General features: G+C 71.1%; 14 protein-coding genes. 8 read left to right on the top strand and 6 right to left on the bottom strand.

Annotated elements, in window-relative coordinates; all coding sequences use genetic code 11:
* Positions 1-37 precede the first annotated feature (37 nt).
* Together QFZ58_RS11420 and QFZ58_RS11415 are read left to right on the top strand one after the other, a co-directional pair.
* Complete coding sequence (locus tag QFZ58_RS11420) at positions 38-3,124, top strand: glycoside hydrolase family 3 N-terminal domain-containing protein (RefSeq protein WP_307124812.1); 3,087 nt, start codon at positions 38-40, stop codon at positions 3,122-3,124.
* A gap of 61 nt (positions 3,125-3,185) precedes the next feature.
* Positions 3,186-4,589, top strand: a complete 1,404-nt coding sequence (locus tag QFZ58_RS11415) for a hypothetical protein (protein ID WP_307124811.1) — start codon at positions 3,186-3,188, stop codon at positions 4,587-4,589.
* 114 nt (positions 4,590-4,703) lie between these two features.
* Here the strand turns inward: QFZ58_RS11415 and QFZ58_RS11410 are convergent, their stop codons facing one another.
* On the bottom strand, positions 4,704-5,456 hold the full coding sequence (locus tag QFZ58_RS11410) for a DUF4097 family beta strand repeat-containing protein (protein WP_307124810.1): 753 nt from the start codon (positions 5,454-5,456) through the stop codon (positions 4,704-4,706).
* A gap of 148 nt (positions 5,457-5,604) precedes the next feature.
* Between QFZ58_RS11410 and QFZ58_RS11405 the strand changes: the two genes are divergently transcribed.
* Together QFZ58_RS11405 and QFZ58_RS11400 are read left to right on the top strand one after the other, a co-directional pair.
* The gene (locus QFZ58_RS11405) at positions 5,605-6,645 is read left to right on the top strand and encodes an NAD(P)/FAD-dependent oxidoreductase (RefSeq protein ID WP_307124809.1); all 1,041 of its coding nucleotides are present in this window, start codon (positions 5,605-5,607) and stop codon (positions 6,643-6,645) included.
* A complete protein-coding gene (locus QFZ58_RS11400; protein WP_307124808.1) occupies positions 6,642-7,280 on the top strand; it encodes a cyclopropane-fatty-acyl-phospholipid synthase family protein in 639 nt (212 codons plus the stop codon). The genes QFZ58_RS11405 and QFZ58_RS11400 overlap by 4 nt, the downstream gene beginning before the upstream one ends.
* A gap of 104 nt (positions 7,281-7,384) precedes the next feature.
* On the opposite strand, the gene QFZ58_RS11395 is transcribed toward QFZ58_RS11400, so the two are convergent.
* Positions 7,385-8,002: a YceI family protein gene (locus QFZ58_RS11395; protein WP_307124807.1), complete on the bottom strand. Its 618-nt coding sequence runs from the start codon at positions 8,000-8,002 to the stop codon at positions 7,385-7,387.
* Between the two features lie 227 nt (positions 8,003-8,229).
* Between QFZ58_RS11395 and QFZ58_RS11390 the strand changes: the two genes are divergently transcribed.
* Entirely contained in the window at positions 8,230-8,754 is a 525-nt protein-coding gene (locus QFZ58_RS11390) for a hypothetical protein (RefSeq protein WP_307124806.1), read from the top strand.
* Positions 8,755-8,835: 81 nt separating this feature from the next.
* On the opposite strand, the gene QFZ58_RS11385 is transcribed toward QFZ58_RS11390, so the two are convergent.
* On the bottom strand, positions 8,836-10,047 hold the full coding sequence (locus tag QFZ58_RS11385) for a glycoside hydrolase family 64 protein (RefSeq protein WP_307128827.1): 1,212 nt from the start codon (positions 10,045-10,047) through the stop codon (positions 8,836-8,838).
* 432 nt (positions 10,048-10,479) lie between these two features.
* Between QFZ58_RS11385 and QFZ58_RS11380 the strand changes: the two genes are divergently transcribed.
* The 3 genes from QFZ58_RS11380 (at position 10,480) to QFZ58_RS11370 (ending at position 16,471) form a co-directional block, all read left to right on the top strand.
* Entirely contained in the window at positions 10,480-14,346 is a 3,867-nt protein-coding gene (locus QFZ58_RS11380) for an endo-alpha-N-acetylgalactosaminidase family protein (RefSeq protein ID WP_307124805.1), read from the top strand.
* A 275-nt stretch (positions 14,347-14,621) separates the two neighbouring features.
* Positions 14,622-16,205 carry an acyl-CoA carboxylase subunit beta gene (locus QFZ58_RS11375; RefSeq protein ID WP_307124804.1) on the top strand — a complete coding sequence of 528 codons (1,584 nt, stop codon included), beginning with the start codon at positions 14,622-14,624 and terminating at the stop codon, positions 16,203-16,205.
* 62 nt (positions 16,206-16,267) lie between these two features.
* Positions 16,268-16,471: an acyl-CoA carboxylase subunit epsilon gene (locus tag QFZ58_RS11370; RefSeq protein ID WP_307124803.1), complete on the top strand. Its 204-nt coding sequence runs from the start codon at positions 16,268-16,270 to the stop codon at positions 16,469-16,471.
* A gap of 251 nt (positions 16,472-16,722) precedes the next feature.
* Here QFZ58_RS11370 and QFZ58_RS11365 read toward each other — a convergent pair whose 3' ends face one another.
* From QFZ58_RS11365 to QFZ58_RS11355, 3 genes are all read right to left on the bottom strand, one after another.
* A complete protein-coding gene (locus QFZ58_RS11365; protein WP_014048542.1) occupies positions 16,723-17,304 on the bottom strand; it encodes an ATP/GTP-binding protein in 582 nt (193 codons plus the stop codon).
* Entirely contained in the window at positions 17,285-17,944 is a 660-nt protein-coding gene (locus tag QFZ58_RS11360; RefSeq protein ID WP_307124802.1) for a DUF742 domain-containing protein, read from the bottom strand. The genes QFZ58_RS11365 and QFZ58_RS11360 overlap by 20 nt, the downstream gene beginning before the upstream one ends.
* Positions 17,945-18,033: 89 nt before the next feature.
* Entirely contained in the window at positions 18,034-18,447 is a 414-nt protein-coding gene (locus QFZ58_RS11355; RefSeq protein WP_006127847.1) for a roadblock/LC7 domain-containing protein, read from the bottom strand.
* Positions 18,448-18,451 lie beyond the last annotated feature (4 nt).

The raw sequence follows: 18,451 nt of genomic DNA, 5'->3' as shown, positions 1-18,451 counted from the left end.
CCCACCCCCCCCCGGACCACACGGAAGAGAGCCGTACATGCCACGCACACCGCACGCCCGCGCCCGTCACAGAGCGAGACCGGCCACAGCGGCCCTCGCCGCCGTCACCGTGCTCGCCGGACTCCTGGCCGGAGCCGTACCCAGTGCGGCGGCCGAGGGGGACGAGCCGGCACCCGTCCTCGTCGACCGCTTCGAGGGAGAGGTCCCGCTCGGCAACCCGCCCGCCGACTCCCTCTTCACCTGGGGCGGCGACGCGGACGACCAGCCGAAGCTGGAGTTCACGGAGCGCGCCGACGCCCCCGAGGGCGCGAAGGTCCTCCAGGGCACCTACGACATCAGCGCCTACGGCGGGCTCAGCCACGAGTTCGCCGTGGACCAGCCCCCGAAGGACTGGACCGCCCACAAGGGCATCCGCTTCTGGTGGTACGGCCAGAACACCGCGCCCCTGCCCCCCGGCTCGGGCAGGCGGATCAACTTCGAGATCAAGGACGGCGGCGCCAACGGCGGCGCGTCCGAGCTCTGGACCACGTCGTTCACTGACGACTGGGAGGGCTGGCACCAGGTCGAGATCCCGTTCGCGGACTTCGTCTACCGGACCGACTACCAGCCCGTCGGCGGCATCGACCAGGTCCTCGGCCTCGACGAGATGTGGGGGTACGCGCTCACCCTGCCGACCGGCGCGCCCGGGGCGTTCGCCATGGACGCCGTCGAGCTGTACGGGAAGGCCGACCCCGCCCTGAAGTCGAGTGTCGTCATCGACTCTGCGGTGCACCCGGTCACGGAGGGCGCCGCGGCGGACATCAAGATCTCCGTCGCCACCACCGGCTCCGTCCCCATCGAGGAGCCCGTCACCGTCGCGTACACGACCAAGGGCGGCAGCGCCGAGGCCGGCAAGGACTACACGCCCGTCACGGGCACGTACACCTTCCCGGCGGGCACCGCGTCCGGCACCTCGCACACCGTCTCCGTGGCCACCACGAAGGACAAGGGCGCCGAATCGGCGGAGACGGTCCCGCTGGAGCTCACCGTCACGGGGGCCAAGCCGCCCAAGGAGAACCCGCAGGTCGTCATCGACGCCCACGGACTCCCGTACCAGAACGCGAAGCTTCCGGTGAAGAAGCGCGTCGCGGACCTGCTGTCCCGCATGTCGCCCGCCGAGAAGGCCGGCCAGATGACCCAGGCCGAGCGCAACGCGCTGAAGTCGCAGGGCGACATCGCCACGTACGACCTCGGCTCGCTGCTCTCCGGCGGCGGATCCGTCCCCACCCCGAACACGGCCGCCGCCTGGGCGAAGATGGTCGACGCCTACCAGCTGCGCGCCCAGGCCACCCGCTTCCAGATCCCGCTGATCTACGGCGTGGACGCGGTGCACGGCCACAACAACGTCATCGGCTCGACGATCATGCCGCACAACATCGGCATCGGCGCGGGCCGCGACCCGAAGCTCGCCGAGAAGACCGGCGCCGTCACCGCGAGCGAGGTGCGCGCCACCGGCATCCCGTGGGACTTCGCCCCCTGCCTGTGCGTCACCCGTGACGAACGCTGGGGCCGCTCCTACGAGGCATACGGTGAGGACCCGGCCCTCGTCGAGTCCATGGAGACGGTCATCACCGGCATGCAGGGCCACCCCTCCGGCAAGGACCTCGGCCGGAACGACAAGGTGCTGGCCAGCGCCAAGCACTTCGTCGGTGACGGCGGCACGGAGTTCGGCTCGTCCACCACCGGCTCGTACACGATCGACCAGGGCGTCACCAAGGTCACCCGCGAGGAGCTCGAGGCGGTGCACCTCGCGCCGTTCGCCGAGTCGGTGAAGCGGGGCGTCGGCACGGTCATGCCGTCGTACTCCTCGCTGGACATCGTCGGTGACGACGCCGGTCCGGTGAAGATGCACGCCAACGCAGAGATGATCAACGGGGTGCTCAAGGACCGGATGGGCTTCGAGGGTTTCGTCATCAGCGACTGGCAGGCCATCGACCAGATCCCCGGCGACTACCCGAGCGACGTCCGCACGTCGATCAACGCCGGACTCGACATGATCATGGTCCCGACCGCGTACCAGGACTTCACGAAGACGCTCCAGGACGAGGTCACCGCCGGCCGGATCAAGCAGGCCCGGATCGACGACGCGGTCTCGCGGATCCTGACCCAGAAGTTCCGCCTCGGACTCTTCGAGAAGCCGTACGCGGACACGTCGCACCTGGACGAGGTCGGCTCGGCCGCACACCGCGCGGTCGCCCGTGAGGCAGCCGCCAAGTCGCAGGTGCTCCTGAAGAACGACGGCGCGGTCCTCCCGCTCGAGGCGTCGCAGAAGGTGTACGTCGCCGGCTCGAACGCCGACGACCTCGGCAACCAGGCCGGCGGCTGGACCGTGAGCTGGCAGGGTGCCTCGGGTGCCACCACGACGGGCACGACGATTTTGGAGGGCATCGAGAAGAACGCCTCCTCGGCCACCTATTCCAAGGACGCGTCCGCCCCGACGCAGGGGTACGACGCCGGCGTCGTGGTCGTCGGCGAGAAGCCGTACGCCGAGGGCATCGGGGACGTGGGCAACGGCCACGACCTGGAGCTCACCGAGGCCGACAAGAAGGCCGTCGACACGGTCTGCGCCGCCATGAAGTGCGCCGTCCTCGTCGTCTCCGGCCGCCCCCAGCTCATCGGCGACCGGCTCGGCGACATCGACGCACTGGTGGCCTCCTGGCTGCCGGGCACCGAGGGCGACGGCGTCGCCGACGTCCTCTACGGCAAGCGGGCCTTCACCGGCCAGCTCCCGGTGACCTGGCCGAAGTCCGAGTCGCAACTGCCGATCAACGTCGGCGACGCGGCGTACGACCCGCAGTTCCCGTACGGCTGGGGTCTCACCACGCTGAAGAAGGCCCCCACCGGCGGGGAGCTCACCCTGGGCGCCCTCGCCGTCGCCGCCCATCTCGCGCAGAAGGCGGGCCTCGGGAAGACCCCGGCGGGCCGGGCGATCGTGGACCAGGCCCGGCTGCTGGTCCAGCAGCGGACGGGCGGAAAGCTCACGCAGGCGGTGTCCGGGCCGTTCGCCGAGGCCGACCACCTGCTGCTCACCGGCGACCTGACCGGGGCGGTGGCGAAGCTGCGCACGGCTTACCGCGCCGCGTAACCGCACGAAAGGGACCCGGGCGGGTGACGCATTCGTCGCCCGTTCGGGTTACTTTCGGAGTATGCGGAAGAGGCTGTTCGCCCCCTTGTGGGCCTGCCTGCTGCTGATGCTCTCGGCGGCCGTGCTGGCCCTGACCCCCGCTGCCCAGGTCGCCACCTCCACGATCGACGACGCGGCCCGCGCCCTGCGCCAGGGCCCGGTGTATGTCGACCCGGCGGCGGCCGGACAGCTGTCGGCCTCCCAGGAGGCCGCCCTGGAGAAGAAGATCAAGGACGCCGACAAGCCGGTCTTCGTGGCCGTGCTGCCCGCGACGTCCCAGTTCCCGCCCGAGAACCTCCTGCGGAACCTGCGCGCCGACACCGGAATCACGGGTGTCTACGCGGTCCGCCTCGGCGACGGCTTCAACGCGGGCGCCGACCCGCAGGTGATGCCGACCCGGGCGGTCCAGAACCTGACCACCGCGGTGAAGGCCCCCGGCACGGACTCCGACGCCGCGACCCAGCTCAACGCCTTCGTCGACCGGGCCGTCGAACAGGCCAGGGGCAGTGCCCCCGCCTCCTGGTCCGGCGGCGGGGCGGAGAACGGCGCCGCGAGCGGCGTCCCACTGGCCGGCCTGGTCGTGCTCGGCGGGGTCGTCGTGGCCGGTGGGGCGGCCGCCCTCACCGTCAGCCGCCGCACCCGCAAGCGCAAGGAGGAGGAGGAGCAGGCCTCGCTCGAGAAGCTCCGGATCGTGGTGGACGAGGACATCACCGCGTACGGCGAGACCCTGGACCGGCTCGACTTCCACCCCGCCGAAGCGGGCGCCGACGACGCGATGCGTGCGGACTACGAGCGCGCGCTGAACTCGTACGAGGACGCAAAGTCCAGGATGGGCGACGCCCGGCACCCCTCCGACGTGCGCGGGGTCACCAAGGCCCTGGAGGACGGCCGCTTCTCCCTCGCCGTGCTGGACGCCCGTCGCAAGCACCGTGAGCTGCCCGCCCGCCGGCCGCCCTGTTTCTTCGATCCGCGCCACGGCCCCTCGGTCGCGGACGTCCTGTGGACACCGTCCGGCGGCGCGTCCCGCGAGGTCCCGGTCTGCGCCGCGGACGAGGTCCGGCTCCGCGAGGGCGACGACCCGATGAGCCGCACGGTGGATGTCGGCGACGGACGCCGCCGCCCGTACTGGGAGGCCGGCCCGGCGTACGGCCCCTGGGCCGGCGGTTACTTCGGCGGCGGCCTGCTGCCCGGCCTGCTCGTCGGCACGATGCTCGGCTCGATGCTGTCGACCCCGGCCTACGCGGCGGAGTACGGCGGCGGTGACTTCGGCGGAGGCACGGGCGGTGACTGGGGCGGTGGCGACGTCTCGGGCTCCGACTTCGATGCCTCCGGCTTCGGCGGTGGCGACGGTGGCGGCTTCGGCGGGTTCGGGGACGGAGGTGGCTTCGGGGGCGGCGGCGGTTTCGACGGCGGCGGCGGCTTCTGAGCCCAACGCCCCCTGGACCCCCCAGGCCCGTGCGGGCAGCCGGTCAGGGGCTGTCCGCGCGGAGCCGTGTCCGGGCGCCCGTGTCCCGCGTGCCGCCTGTGCCGTCCGGCGGCGTCAGTCGCGCGTCGCGGTGACGTCCCCGTTGACGGTGGTCAGTGTCATGTCGTGCCCGCCCCGCTGCGTGGAGACGGGGACGGACACCGCGGTCCGGCCGTTCCGCGTCGTGGCGGCGACCTCGTAGGCGGGCGCTCCGCCGGGCAGGGCGACCCGTACCGAGCCGTTGGTCGTGAGGGCGGTGAGACGGGAGGGCGAGGTGGCGCTGCCGAGCGTCACGTCCCCGTTGACGGTCTCGGCGTGCAGGCTCGCCGAACGCAGCGTGCCGGCACGGACGGAGCCGTTGCGGGTGACCAGCCGGACGGTCGCGTCGCTCTCGCCGGACCGGGCGACGGTCACGTCCCCGTTCACGGTGGTGAGGTCCAGCCCCGCCGGGATGCCGGCCACGTCGATGCCGGCGTTCCTGGCCGTGACCGTGACGGAGACGCCGGCGGGAACGCCGATCACGGGCATGCGGGGACAGTCTCCGGCGTGGTCCTCGTGCCGGGAGCAGGACAGGTCGAGGACCGAGGTGCCGTCCCCGTGGGACCAGTGGCCGGTCGTGTGCTCGGCGGCGAGCGTCGCCCGGTCGCCGCCGGCCGGCCGCAGGCGCACCCCGTTGTCGGTGGTGATCACCAGGTGTGTCCCCCGCGCGAGAGCGGGTGGTGCCCCGTCCGGCCGCGCGCCGGGATCCCCGCCGCACGCCGCGACGACGGGGACGACCGCCAGCAGTGCGGCCCATCGCCGTCCATGCGTGAAAGCCGTGATGTCCATGCCTGCTCGCCTTCCCTGCCCGGGCCCTCGCATGACATCGGACGCGAACGTCCTCCGCGACGCGTGGTGACAGTTTGCCGAATCGGCAAGCATGTTTGTCGAATCAGGATCGCGGGCGCACCATCTCCCGTAGATGGAGGTGTTTCGCATGAGCGACAAGATTCAGCGCTACGACGTGGTGGTCATCGGCGGCGGGGCGGCCGGTCTGAGCGGGGCCCTGGCCCTGTCGAGGGCGCGGCGCTCCGTGCTCGTGATCGACTCGGGCAGTCCCCGCAACGCGCCCGCGTCCCACGCGCACAACTACCTGGGCCGGGAGGGCGTCCCGCCGCTGGAGCTGCTGGCCGTCGGCCGGGCCGAGGCGGCCGGCTACGGGGCCGAGATCGTCCAGGGTGAGGCCGTGACCGCGCGGAAGCTGCCGGGCGGCGGATTCCGGGTCGTGCGGAAGGACGGCGGGGTCGTGGAGGCACGCCGGCTGCTCGTCACCACCGGGCTCGCCGACGAGCTCCCGCCCGTTCCCGGCCTGTCCGAGCGGTGGGGCCGCGACGTGCTGCACTGTCCGTACTGCCACGGCTGGGAGGTCCGCGACCGGCCGGTCGGCATCGTGGCCGTCAGCCCGACGGCCGTGCACCAGGCCCTGCTGTGGCGGCAGTGGACCGACGACGTGACGCTCTTCCGGCACGAGCGGCCCGATTTCGGCGACGAGGAGTACGAGCAGCTGGCCGCGCGCGGCATCTCCGTGGTGGACGGCGAGGTGACCGGACTGGAGGTGACCGGCGACCGGCTCATCGGAGTGCGGCTCGCCGGGGGCACGGTGATCCCGCGCGAGGCGGTCGTGATCCAGCCACGCTTCACCGCGCGGTCCGGCGTCCTGGAGAGCCTCGGGCTGGAGCCCACCGCGATGGAGACGGGCGGCCAGGTCATCGGCACCTACATCGCGGCCGGCCCCGCCGGAGCCACGGAGGTCCCCGGGGTGTGGGTGGCCGGGAACGTCGCCGACCTCATGGAGCAGGTCATCGGTTCCGCCGCCGCCGGACTGAAGGCGGCAGCCGCCATCAACACGGACCTCGTCACCGAGGACACCCGCCGGGCGGTCGAGGCCCGCCGAGCACCCTTCTCGGCCGAGGCCGAGCGCCTGGTCACCGAGCGTGTGCTCGGAGACCGCCGTCATGGATTTCAGGAGACCCGATGAGCAACGACAGCACCTCGCGCACCGACGCCGAGATGTGGGACGACCGGTACCGCGAGAGCGACCGGATCTGGAGCGGCAACCCGAACAGCGTGCTGGTCCGCGAGGTGGAGGGTGTGAAGCCGGGGCGCGCGCTCGACCTGGGGTGCGGCGAGGGCGCCGACGCGGTCTGGCTCGCCCGGTGGGGCTGGCAGGTCACGGCCACGGACATCTCCCGGGTGGCGCTGGAGAGGGCGGCCGGCCACGCGGCGGAGGCGGGGGTGGCCGACCGGATCGACTGGCAGTGGCACGACCTGGGCGTCTCCTTCCCCGCGGGGGAGTACGACCTGGTCTCCGCCCAGTTCCTGCACTCCATGGGTGACCTGCCGCGCGAGCGGATCCTGCGGCAGGCCGCCTCTGCGGTGGCTCCCGGCGGAGTGTTCCTCGTCGTCGGCCACGCGGGTTTCCCGGCCTGGGAGAAGAACCCCCACCCCGAGGTGCACCTGCCCACGACGGACGAGGTCCTGGAGTCCCTCGAACTGCCGGAGGGGGAGTGGGAGGTGCTGCTCAGCGGCGAGCACGAGCGCGTCCAGAACGACCCCGACGGAAACCCCACCACCCGCACGGACAACGCGCTGAAGCTCCGCCGGAGGCGGTGACACAGGCTGCGGTCGCTGACGGGAACGTACTTCCGGCAAGTACGTTTCCGTGACTCGACACTCGACACTCGACGTGGTCGTGGGGACCGGCGTCGTACGGCGGTTCAGGCCTGCGGGGCGGCCTTGATCGCGGAGATGTCGAAGTTCAGCTTGACCTTGTCGCCGACCAGCACGCCGCCGGTCTCCAGCGCCGCGTTGTAGGTCAGGCCCCAGTCGGAGCGCAGGATCTCGGCGCTGCCCTCGAAGCCCACGCGCTGGTTGCCGTAGGGGTCGGTGGCGGAGCCGTTGAACTCCAGGTCGATGGCGAGCGGGCGCGTGACGTCCTTGATGGTGAGCTCGCCGGTGAGCCGGTAGGTGTTCCCGCCGAGCTGCTCGGCCTGGGTGGAACGGAACGTCATCAGGGGGAACGTCTCGGCGTCGAAGAAGTCCCCACTGACCAGGTGGCCGTCACGGTCGGCGATTCCGGTGTCGACGCTGGCGATCCTGACGTCGACGGAAGCGGAGGAATTGGCCGGGTCGGAGCCGTCCAGCTTGAGCGTGCCCTCGTGCTCACCGAAGGAGCCACGCACGTTGGTGACCATGGCGTGGCGCACGGTGAAGCCGATGCTGCTGTGGGCCGGGTCGATCGTGTACTCACCGGTCAGGGCGGCCAGCGCCGGGTCCACCGCGAGGGTGGCGGTGGTGGACGGGGCGTCGTTGTTCTTGCGGTTGAACAGAGCCATGGCTCCTCCTCGGGGGACGGATTCAGACGAGTGACCGTCGAAGTGTTCGTTTAACCTTCAACGACATTTACTGTAGACCGATGTAGTTCAAAATTCAACAGCAAGGGTCCAGGCCGGTCCGAAAGTCGCCCCATGGGTCGCATGCATCCCTGCAGCCCCCTGGCGGACGCGCGTAGAACAGGGCAGGATCGGCCTGCCCCCGAATTGTCATGAGCAGGAGGAATTCCATGCTGACCCGCCCACGACTCCGCTCGGCCCTGACCGCCCTCGCCCTCGTCCTCGGCGCGCTCTTCGCGCCGGGCGTCGGTGTCCTGGGCGGCGGCGTGACCGAGGCACATGCCGTCACCAAGCTGACCCACTCCCAGGCGACCTCCCGCTTCACGTCGTCCGGGATCACCTGGTCGTCGTCCGGCGGCTGCTCCAACCGGAACGTCTCCACCTGTACGTCCTTCGACCAGCTCAACCTTGCCAGCGCGCAGGGTGCCCAGACGCTCAAGAGCGCCACGGGCTGCGGGCTCAACATCACCGGTGGCACCGAGACCGGGCACGCGAGCGGCACCTACTCGCACTGGAACGGCTACAAGCTGGACTTCGGCAAGACCACCTGCCTGACCAACTACGTGAAGGGCGCCTTCACCTACATCGGCCTGCGCGGCGACGGCGCGCCCCAGTACAAGTCCGGCTCCGGCAACATCTACGCGGACGAGGGCAGCCACTGGGACGTGACGTACTACAACTGCGGCGGCTGCTGAGCCGCCCGCGACGAGCACGCACGGCGGGCCCGCCCGCGTCCGGTCGGACGCGGGCGGGCCCGGTGGTGACCGCGGGGTGCGTCAGGAGCCGACGCTCACCGTGAAGCGGCGCGGGTTCCCGTCGTGGGCGGCTCCGGAGACGTCCGGCTCGCCGTCCGGGCGGACGTCGTCGTACGGGAACGCGTATCCGATCGGGGAGTTCGCGTGGACCACGCGCGACCAGTGGTTGGTCACGGCCCCCTTGTAGTAGTCCGCCACCGTGGTGCCGTTCGGCTGACTGGGGTGGCTCAGCATGATCGACCGGTTGAAGCCGGCCGCGAGCCTGGCGAGGATCGCCTTCTTGTCGTCGGAGTCGCCCGGGTTGTTCGTGAACGGCCCGTGGTTGCAGGTGAAGATGTCCTTCGAGGTGGGCTTGGTGAACGTGTGGCCGCCCTCGAACGTCAGGGTGTCGCCGCTGACCCGGCCGGCCAGCGTGCCCCGCCCGCCCTGCAGGTCGATCCGCAGGTCCTCCGTGCGGTACTTCGCCCAGACCTCGTCGATCTGCGCGGTGAACAGGTCGCGGAAGGGCATCTGGTCGGGCCGGTCGAAGAACGGCGCCATCAGGTTCTGTGGGGAGACGACGCGCAGAACCCGCCCGTCGGAACCACGGGTGACCAGCTTGTCCCAGGGCTGCCCGTCGGCGGCGGCCTGGGCGGTGAGGTCGTCGGCTATCCGCTGCACCGCGCCGTCCGGGAGCGGTGCCACCGTGTGCGTGGCGTCGCCCTCCACGGTCAGGCCGATCGGCAGGGCCGTCACCAGGTCGACGTAGCTGATGTTGGTGTAGATCTGCTGCGGGTTGAACGTGAACTCGCAGAACGACCAGGTGCGCCCGTAGTTCGGGTCGGTGGGCGTGGCGAAGGCGGGCTCGACCAGTGACGGCCCCGGGTTCAGGTAGAAGTCCAGCTTGTCGTCACGCACGAAGTAGACCCGTGCTCCGTACATCTGCGGAAGCGTCAGGACGACCGGGCCGGCGCCCGCGGCCTTCAGCGGGATGGCACAGTCGACCGGCAGCGGGGTCTGCGGGGCGCCGGGCGAGTCCGGGCGGTAGACGCTGCCGTCGGCACGCAGCAGCACCCAGCGGCCGGTGCCCTGCTCGTGGCCGGTCACGTAGGCGTTGACCGTGCCGGGCAGCGAACGGTTCTCCAGAGCCAGTTCGCAGGTGGCGGGCGCTGCCGACGTGCGCGGACTCAGCGTGCTGCCCCAGAGGGGGTAGGAGAGCGCGGTCGCGGAGGCGGCGGCGCCCGTGAGGAACATTCTGCGCGAAATCACGGAGGGACTCCCGAGGTGTGGGGGGCCGCGGACGGAATCATGGGGGAGGTGACGCGGTGGGGGCCGTCTGCGGTGCGCACCACTCTCGCCACCCCGGCGGCAAGCGTCAAGAGTTACGGCTGAGAGCGCTCTCAAGAGGGCGGCTTTCTTTACAACTCGACGGCGTGGCCCGGCTTTTGGCGACTCTCGGTCGATCGACGCGTGCGCGGCGTGAACAGGAACTGAACGTGCGGAGCGCCAGGCCCGACCCGCGGCCCGCCTCCGCCACCGTGCCGGTCCGGCCGTTGCACGCCTGGCCACCCGCCAGGCGTGTTCCGGAACCGGACTTGGACTGAAGCGCGGGGCTGTTGGACTGGTACGGCCCGCGGGGCCGGAAGCCGTTGACCACGAGGCCGGACCCGGCGTTACTCAGTTCCCATGTCGCCCAGATTCCGTTCGGCAGCCGCAGTCGCCGTTGCCTCAGCCGCTGTCCTGGCCCTCGCGGGGGCCGCCCTGCCCGCCACGGCCGTGGACCCGCCTCCCGCCACCGCGGCCGACGGCCCCGCCGGTGCCGTCCTCACGTCCCGGCAGCTGTCGGTCGCCGTCGCCGCCGACTTCCCGCGCGTCCTGTCGTACACCGAGCGGGCCGGTGGAGCCCGGCTGTCCGGCAGTACACGGCCCGTCACCACCGTCACGCTCAACGGAACCGAGTACCCGGTGCACCTGGGGAAGGAGCCCCGGTTCACGGCCACCGCCGCCCACTACACCCTCGCCTTCACCGGCCTGCCCGGCGTCGGGATCGACGCCGAGCTCTCCGTCGCCGGGCGCACCACCACCTTCGCGGTGACCGCCGTCCGGGACACCGAGGCCTTCCGGGTGGGCACCATCGACATACCCGGCCACGACCTGATGTCCGTCGCCTCGACGGACCCCGGCGCCGCGACCGCCTTCACCCGGCTCGACCCGGACTCCACGAAGACCGCCGACGTCTTCGCACGCGTCACCCCGGACACCCCGTCCGACCCCGCACCGCTCGGCGCCGCCTACGCGATCGTCAGCACCGGATCACTCGCGGCGGCCATCGAGTCCAACTCCTCGTACGACAAGCCCTCCGGCCCCACGGGCGGTGACGACTCCCGCTTCCTGCACCGGGCCCGCGAGGAAGCCGACGGCTCGGTCCGCGTCGGCGTCGGGTCGGGGCAGTGGACCTACCGGGGCGAAGGCGCGCCGGAGCCGGCGAGCGGGACGGGCCTGCCCTGGGCCAAGGTCGTCGTCACCCCCGACGCCAACGGGGACACGAAGGTCGACTGGCAGGACGGCGCCGTCGCCTTCCGGACCATCGGAATCATGGCGCCGGGCGGCCAGGACACCGCCGGCAGGGTCGTCACCCACATCCCGTTCAACTTCGCCGGCCAGGCCACCCATCCCTTCCTGCGCACCCTCGACGACGTCAAGCGGATCTCGCTCGCCACGGACGGCCTCGGCCAGCTCGCCGTGCTCAAGGGGTACGCCTCCGAGGGGCACGACTCCGCCCACCCCGACTACGGCGGGAACTACAACAAGCGGGCCGGCGGCCTCCACGACCTCAACGCCCTGCTCGAGGAGGGCAGGAAGTGGGGGGCCACCTTCGGCGTCCACATCAACGCCACCGAGTCCTACCCCGAGGCGCACGCCTTCGACGAACAGCTCGTCGACAGGAGCAGACCCGGCTGGAACTGGCTCAACCAGAGCTACTACATCGACCAGCGCCGCGACATCAACAGCGGCGACCTCGCCGGGCGCCTGCGGCAACTTCGCGACGAGACGGACGACAACCTCAGCCTGCTCTACGTCGACGTCTACCACTCGCACGGCTGGATCGCCGACCAGACCCTGCGGACCATGCAGCAGCAGGGTTGGAACGTGGCCAGTGAGTGGTCCGACAAGTTCGAACGGGGCACCCTCTGGTCGCACTGGGCCAACGACCTGGACTACGGCGGGAAGACGAACAAGGGCCTCAACTCCAAGATCATCCGGTTCATCCGGAACAACGAGAAGGACACCTGGAACGACGACCCGGTCCTCGGCCAGAGCGCTCTCGAGGAATTCGAGGGCTGGACCGGCGAGACCGACTGGAATGCCTTCTACGACAACATCTGGCAGCGGAACCTGCCCGCCAAGTACCTCCAGCAGCAGAGGATCATCCGCTGGGACGGCAACGACATCACCTTCACCGGCGGGGTGCGCGGCTCGGTGGAGAACGGCAAACGGACCTTCCACGACCACGGCCGCAAGGTTTTCAGCGGCAGCGGCTACCTCCTGCCGTGGGACGGCGGCAAGAAGCTGTACCACTACAACAAGGAAGGTGGGACGACGAGTTGGGCAGTGCCCGGGAAGGGCGCGTACACCGTCTACAAGCTCACCGGCAACGGCCGCGTCAAGATCGGCACGGTCCGGCCCGTCGACGGGAGGATCACGCTGACGGCCGCCGCCGGACAGCCGTACGTCCTCCACCCCGGCAAGGCCCCCGAGACGGCCGACCCCCGGTGGGGCCAGGGCACCCCCGTCGACGACCCCGGCTTCAACGACGCCGGGCTCGACGCGTGGTCCCGGACCGGCACCGTGACCCGCGACACCGACAGCCTCGGCCGCACCGGCGCGGAGCTGGCCGGCGGCGCAACGGCCGCGCTCGCCCAGAGCATCACCGGCCTGGAGCCCGGCGCACGCTACACCGCCTCGGCCCTCATCGAGGTCGAGCCCGGAAAGAGCCGGCGCACCACCCTCTCGGCGGGCGGGAAGTCCGTCACCGTCACGCGGTCCACGGCCAGGGACTACGTCGCCGCCTCCGAGCGGCACGGCACCTACTTCCAGCGGGCGAAGGTCAATTTCACCGCCCCGGCGGGCGGCCGGACCACCCTCCGGATCCAGGCGGACGGAGGCAGCACCGCCCGTGTGCGGGCCGACGACGTACGCGTCGTCCCCAACGCCCCGGCGACGAGGCCGGACACCGTCGTGTACGAGGACTTCGAGGACGTCGACCAGGGCTGGGGGCCGTTCATCAAGGGCGACGCGGGCGGTTCCACCGACCCCCGCACCAGCATCTCCCAGCTGCATGCTCCGTACACGCAGGCCGGCTGGAACGGAAAGCGCGTCGACGACGTGCTCGGCGGCAAGGAGTCCCTCAAGTCCCACGAGGAGAACGCGGGACTCGTCCACCGCACCGCGCCCTGGACCGTACCGATGGCCGACGGCCACCGGTACGAGGTCGAGTTCGACTACGTGTCCAGCCACGCCGGGGCCTACGCATGGGTCGACGGCTACGACCGGATCGGTGCCGACGGCGTACCCGGCTCGACCGAGACCCGGAACACGCCGATCGGCCGTCAGCTCACCACCGGTCACTTCTCCGAGACGCTCACGGCCGGCTGCGGGGACACCTGGACCGGACTGCGCAAGCGCGGGGACGCCCCCGAGGGCGCCGACTTCGTCCTCGACGGATTCACCGTGACCGACCTCGGCGCCGCCCCCGCCGGTGAGCGGGCCGCCTGCGCGACCCTGGCCGTGGCGGCGGAGGCGGAGACGCTCGTGCCAGGCGAGGCCGGCACCGTCGAGGTGGTGTTCACCAACCACGAGACCACCGCCGCCACCGGGGTGGAGATGGCGCTGCACCTGCCGGCCGGCTGGACGGCACGTCCCGCCGGCGCCGTCGCGTTCGACTCGGTCGCCCCGGGCGCCGAGGCCACGGGCGCCTGGGACGTCACCCCGCCGGCGGACGCCGCGTACCGGGCGTACACCCTGGACGCCGACGCCTCCTACACGGTCGGCGGCACCCCGCGCACCCTCGGCGCGCAGACCACCGTGCGCACCCTGCCCCCGCCGCCGGTCACCGACAGCTGGGCCGGTGACCTGGAGTGGACGGCGTCCGAGAACGGCTGGGGACCGGTGGAGCGTGATCTGTCGAACGGTGGGACGGGCAGTGGCGACGGCAGCCCGCTGAGGATAGGCGGCGTCACGTACGAGAAGGGGCTCGGCACACACGCCCCGGCCGCGGTCCGCTACTACCTGGGCGGGAAGTGCACGTCTTTCACCGCGGACGTCGGGGTGGACGACGCGCAGACCTCGCGTGGCAGCGTGACGTTCTCCGTCACGGCAGACGGCACGGAGAAGGTGACGTCACCAGTGCTGCGGGCGGCGGACCCGGCATGGCGGCTCACGGCCGACGTCACCGGAGCGAGGTACGTCGACCTCGTGGTCACCGACGGCGGTGACGGCAACGGCAACGACCACGCCGACTGGGGTGGCGCACGCTTCCACTGCGGGAACTGAACGGGCGAGGGGGCGGCGCCGGAACCGGCGCCGCCCTCTGCCATTCTGGGGTGCCGCCTACCCCCGCTCCGGTGGATCCCGGCGTGGCGCGCGCATCCGGATGTGACCCGCGCCATATTCCGCGCTTTGTTGGAGCTCCACAATCGAACAGCCCCGTGAGCTGGTGGATAGGCTGCACGGCGCGCGGCTTCTGTCAGGTGCCACCAGGAAACGGGGCAGGAGACTGTCCGATGTGGACGGCGGGATTCGTGCGGTCGGGTTCGTAGGGTCGATGCATGACCGTTGTGGACGAAATCCCGGGCGAGCCGAGTGACACGCGTGGCCGGGTGGCCGAACTGCTGGCGCTGCGCGAGCAGGCCCGGCGCGGGCCGAGCGAGCGGGCGACCGAGGCGCAGCACGCCAAGGGGAAGCTGACGGCGCGGGAGCGCATCGAGCTCCTCCTGGACGCGGGTTCGTTCAAGGAGGTCGAGCAGCTGCGGCGGCACCGGGCGACCGGGTTCGGCCTGGAGACGAAGAAGCCCTACACCGACGGTGTCATCACCGGCTGGGGCACGGTCGAGGGCCGCACGGTCTTCGTCTACGCGCACGACTTCCGGATCTTCGGCGGCGCGCTGGGCGAGGCCCACGCCACCAAGATCCACAAGATCATGGACATGGCCATCTCGGCCGGGGCGCCGCTGGTCTCGCTGAACGACGGCGCCGGCGCACGGATCCAGGAGGGCGTGAGCGCGCTCGCCGGATACGGCGGCATCTTCCAGCGCAACACCCGTGCCTCCGGGGTCATCCCGCAGATCAGTGTGATGCTCGGCCCGTGCGCGGGCGGCGCGGCCTACAGCCCCGCCCTCACCGACTTCGTGTTCATGGTCCGTGAGACCTCGCAGATGTTCATCACCGGACCCGACGTCGTCAAGGCCGTCACCGGCGAGGAGATCACCCAGAACGGGCTCGGCGGCGCGGACGTGCACGCCGAGACCTCGGGCGTCGCGCACTTCGCGTACGACGACGAGGAGACGTGCATCGCCGAGGTCCGCTACCTGATCGGCATGCTCCCGTCCAACAACCGCGAGAACCCGCCCGTCGTGCCCAGCGACGACCCGGCCGACCGGCGCGGCGACGTCCTGCTGGACCTGGTCCCGGCCGACGGCAACCGCCCCTACGACATGCACAAGGTCATCGAGGAGCTCGTCGACGACGGCGACTTCCTCGAGGTCCACGAGCGCTGGGCCCGCAACATCGTCTGCGCCCTGGCCCGTCTGGACGGACAGGTCGTCGGCATCGTGGCCAACCAGCCCCAGTCGCTGGCCGGTGTCCTGGACATCGAGGCGTCCGAGAAGGCCGCGCGCTTCGTCCAGATGTGTGATGCCTTCAACATCCCCATCGTCACTCTCCTGGACGTACCCGGCTTCCTGCCCGGCGTCGATCAGGAGCACGGTGGGATCATCCGTCACGGGGCGAAGCTCCTGTACGCGTACTGCAACGCCACCGTGCCGCGGATCTCGCTGATCCTGCGCAAGGCCTACGGAGGCGCGTACATCGTGATGGACAGCCAGTCCATCGGAGCCGACCTCACCTACGCGTGGCCCACCAACGAGATCGCGGTGATGGGCGCCGAAGGTGCCGCCAACGTCATCTTCCGCCGTCAGATCGCGGACGCCGAGGACCCCGAAGCCATGCGGGCCCGCATGGTCAAGGAGTACAAGGCCGAGCTCATGCACCCCTACTACGCCGCGGAGCGCGGGCTGGTCGACGACGTCATCGACCCCGCCGAGACGCGTGAGGTCCTGATCGCCTCTCTCGCGATGCTCCGCAACAAGCACGCCGACCTGCCGTCCCGCAAGCACGGCAACCCGCCGCAGTAGGCGCGGCCGCCGAAGCGACCCTGCCGGCGCCCGTGACCACCTGCCCAGAAGACGGAGACCCCATGAGCGTTACCCCCGCCGAGTCAGTGCTGCGCGTCGAGAAGGGCCAGGCGGGCCCCGAGGAACTCGCGGCCATCACCGCGGTCCTGCTCGCCCGCGCCGCGGCCCAGCCCGACGCACCCGCCCGCCGGGGCCGTGACACCGCCGGATGGCGCCGGCTGGAGCGCACCCCCGGTTTCCGTGCCCCGCACAGCTGGCAGGGCTGAGAGAACAGCCCTCAGGCCGCCGCACCCGGCAGCCGAGGCCCGTCAGGCCGCTCCCGCCCGTGAGGTCCTCTCCCGGCCCGGACGCCACGAAGGCCCCGTACTCCTTGGAGGAGTGCGGGGCCTTCGCCGTGCGGCGGCGGGACCCCGACCGTCAGGCCGCTCCCGCCCGTAAGGTCCTCTCCCGGCCCGGACGCCACGAAGGCCCCGTACTCCTTGGAGGAGTGCGGGGCCTTCGCCGTGCGGCGGCGGGATCAGCGCAGGCGGGCCATCAGGGCGTGCTCGACGAGCGTGATGAGCGCGCTCTTGGCGTCGGCGCGGTGACGGGCGTCCGTCGTCAGGATGGGGGTGTCCGGCCCGATCTGCAGCGCCTCGCGCACCTCGTCGGGCGTGTAGGGCTGGTGTCCGTCGAAGCCGTTGAGGGCGATGACGAAGGGGAGGCCGCTGTTCTCGAAGTAGTCGACGGCGGGGAAGCAGTCGGCGAGGCGGCGGGTGTCGACGAGGACGACGGCGCCGATGGCGCCGCGGACCAGGTCGTCCCACATGAACCAGAAGCGGTCCTGTCCGGGGGTGCCGAACAGGTAGAGGATCAGGTCCTGGTCCAGGGTGATGCGTCCGAAGTCCATGGCCACCGTGGTGGTGGTCTTGTCCCCGGTGTGGGTCAGGTCGTCGATGCCCGCGGACGCGGACGTCATCACGGCTTCGGTGCGCAGCGGGTTGATCTCCGAAACGGCACCGACAAACGTGGTCTTACCCACGCCGAAGCCCCCTGCCACCACGATCTTCGCCGAGGTAGTGGAGCGGGCCGCTCCGCCGCTAGAGCTTGCGAAGTCCACTGAGCACCCTTTCGAGCAGTGTCACATCTGGTTGGCCGCCGGCGGCCTCGTCGCCGCCGGGCTGATGGATAGCGACGAGTCCGGCCTCGGCCAGGTCGGCGACGAGGATTCGGGCAACGCCGAGGGGGATCGAGAGAAGGGCCGATACCTCGGCGACCGACTTGATCTCGATGCAGAGCCGGCAGATCCGCTGGTGCTCGGGCAACTGCCCTTGCAGCCTGGCCGGATCGGCCGTGGTGCTGACCAGCGCCTCGATGGCGAGCTGGTACCGCGGCCGGGTCCGGCCGCCGGTCATGGCGTACGGACGGACCAGCGGGTTGTGTGCCGCGGGCTTCGCCGGCTGAGAGGTCTGGCGCTGCACCGGCTGGATGCGCGACGGCGGCGACTCGTACCGCTGCGGCGGCTGCTGATGCGGCTGCTGCTCCGGCCATCCGGACCCCGGCTGCTGCTGCTGCCAGCCGCCGTCCTGCTGCCAGCCGTTGGGCTGCTGCTGCTGCTGCCCGTACGGCGGATACGGCTGGTAAGGGTCTTGCGAACCCTGTCTGCCGGGCATCGAGGGAGTGTCGAAACGGTTGTCACCCTGCTCACCCGAAACCCGCTGACCGCCCTCGTACGGGTGTCCGCCTGTGGGTGCTGCCACGTTTCCTCCTCCGACTGCCGGTCGCCATCCCAGTGGTGCCGCGCCACCGCACCTTATGGTGCGGTGGCGAGAAACGCACTGTCTGTCTATTAGTTAAGAAGACTTCCCTGGAGCTCAGCACGGAGGTCCGGGGTGAGAACGCTCCCGGCGCGGTCCACAAGCAGTGCCATTTCGTACCCAACCAGACCGATATCGGCATCCGGGTGGGCGAGAACGGCGAGCGAGGATCCGTCGGAGATGGACATGATGAAGAGGAATCCACGCTCCATCTCCACAACCGTCTGATTGACCGCGCCGCCCTCGAAGATCCGGGAGGCGCCCGCCGTCAGCGACGTCAGACCGGAGGCGACGGCCGCCAGCTGATCGGCACGGTCGCGCGGGAATCCCTCGGACATCGCCAGCAGGAGTCCGTCGGCGGAGACCACCACCGTGTGGGACACCCCTGGGGTGTTGTCCACGAAGTTGGTGATCAACCAGTTGAGATTCTGCGCCGCCTGGCTCATCGGG

It is taken from the genome of Streptomyces sp. B1I3, assembly GCF_030816615.1.
GTDB lineage: Bacteria > Actinomycetota > Actinomycetes > Streptomycetales > Streptomycetaceae > Streptomyces.
Note: the sequence above shows the minus strand (reverse complement) of the source record. Positions and strands in the feature narration are given on the sequence as shown.

What these genes read in the sequence shown, in the direction of transcription:
- QFZ58_RS11420 (WP_307124812.1), top strand. Translation starts at nt 38, where the DNA reads ATGCCACGCACACCGCACGCCCGCGCCCGTCACAGAGCGAGACCGGCC.
- QFZ58_RS11415 (WP_307124811.1), top strand. Translation starts at nt 3,186, where the DNA reads ATGCGGAAGAGGCTGTTCGCCCCCTTGTGGGCCTGCCTGCTGCTGATG.
- QFZ58_RS11410 (WP_307124810.1), bottom strand. Translation starts at nt 5,456, where the DNA reads ATGGACATCACGGCTTTCACGCATGGACGGCGATGGGCCGCACTGCTG.
- QFZ58_RS11405 (WP_307124809.1), top strand. Translation starts at nt 5,605, where the DNA reads ATGAGCGACAAGATTCAGCGCTACGACGTGGTGGTCATCGGCGGCGGG.
- QFZ58_RS11400 (WP_307124808.1), top strand. Translation starts at nt 6,642, where the DNA reads ATGAGCAACGACAGCACCTCGCGCACCGACGCCGAGATGTGGGACGAC.
- QFZ58_RS11395 (WP_307124807.1), bottom strand. Translation starts at nt 8,002, where the DNA reads ATGGCTCTGTTCAACCGCAAGAACAACGACGCCCCGTCCACCACCGCC.
- QFZ58_RS11390 (WP_307124806.1), top strand. Translation starts at nt 8,230, where the DNA reads ATGCTGACCCGCCCACGACTCCGCTCGGCCCTGACCGCCCTCGCCCTC.
- QFZ58_RS11385 (WP_307128827.1), bottom strand. Translation starts at nt 10,047, where the DNA reads ATGTTCCTCACGGGCGCCGCCGCCTCCGCGACCGCGCTCTCCTACCCC.
- QFZ58_RS11380 (WP_307124805.1), top strand. Translation starts at nt 10,480, where the DNA reads ATGTCGCCCAGATTCCGTTCGGCAGCCGCAGTCGCCGTTGCCTCAGCC.
- QFZ58_RS11375 (WP_307124804.1), top strand. Translation starts at nt 14,622, where the DNA reads ATGACCGTTGTGGACGAAATCCCGGGCGAGCCGAGTGACACGCGTGGC.
- QFZ58_RS11370 (WP_307124803.1), top strand. Translation starts at nt 16,268, where the DNA reads ATGAGCGTTACCCCCGCCGAGTCAGTGCTGCGCGTCGAGAAGGGCCAG.
- QFZ58_RS11355 (WP_006127847.1), bottom strand. Translation starts at nt 18,447, where the DNA reads ATGAGCCAGGCGGCGCAGAATCTCAACTGGTTGATCACCAACTTCGTG.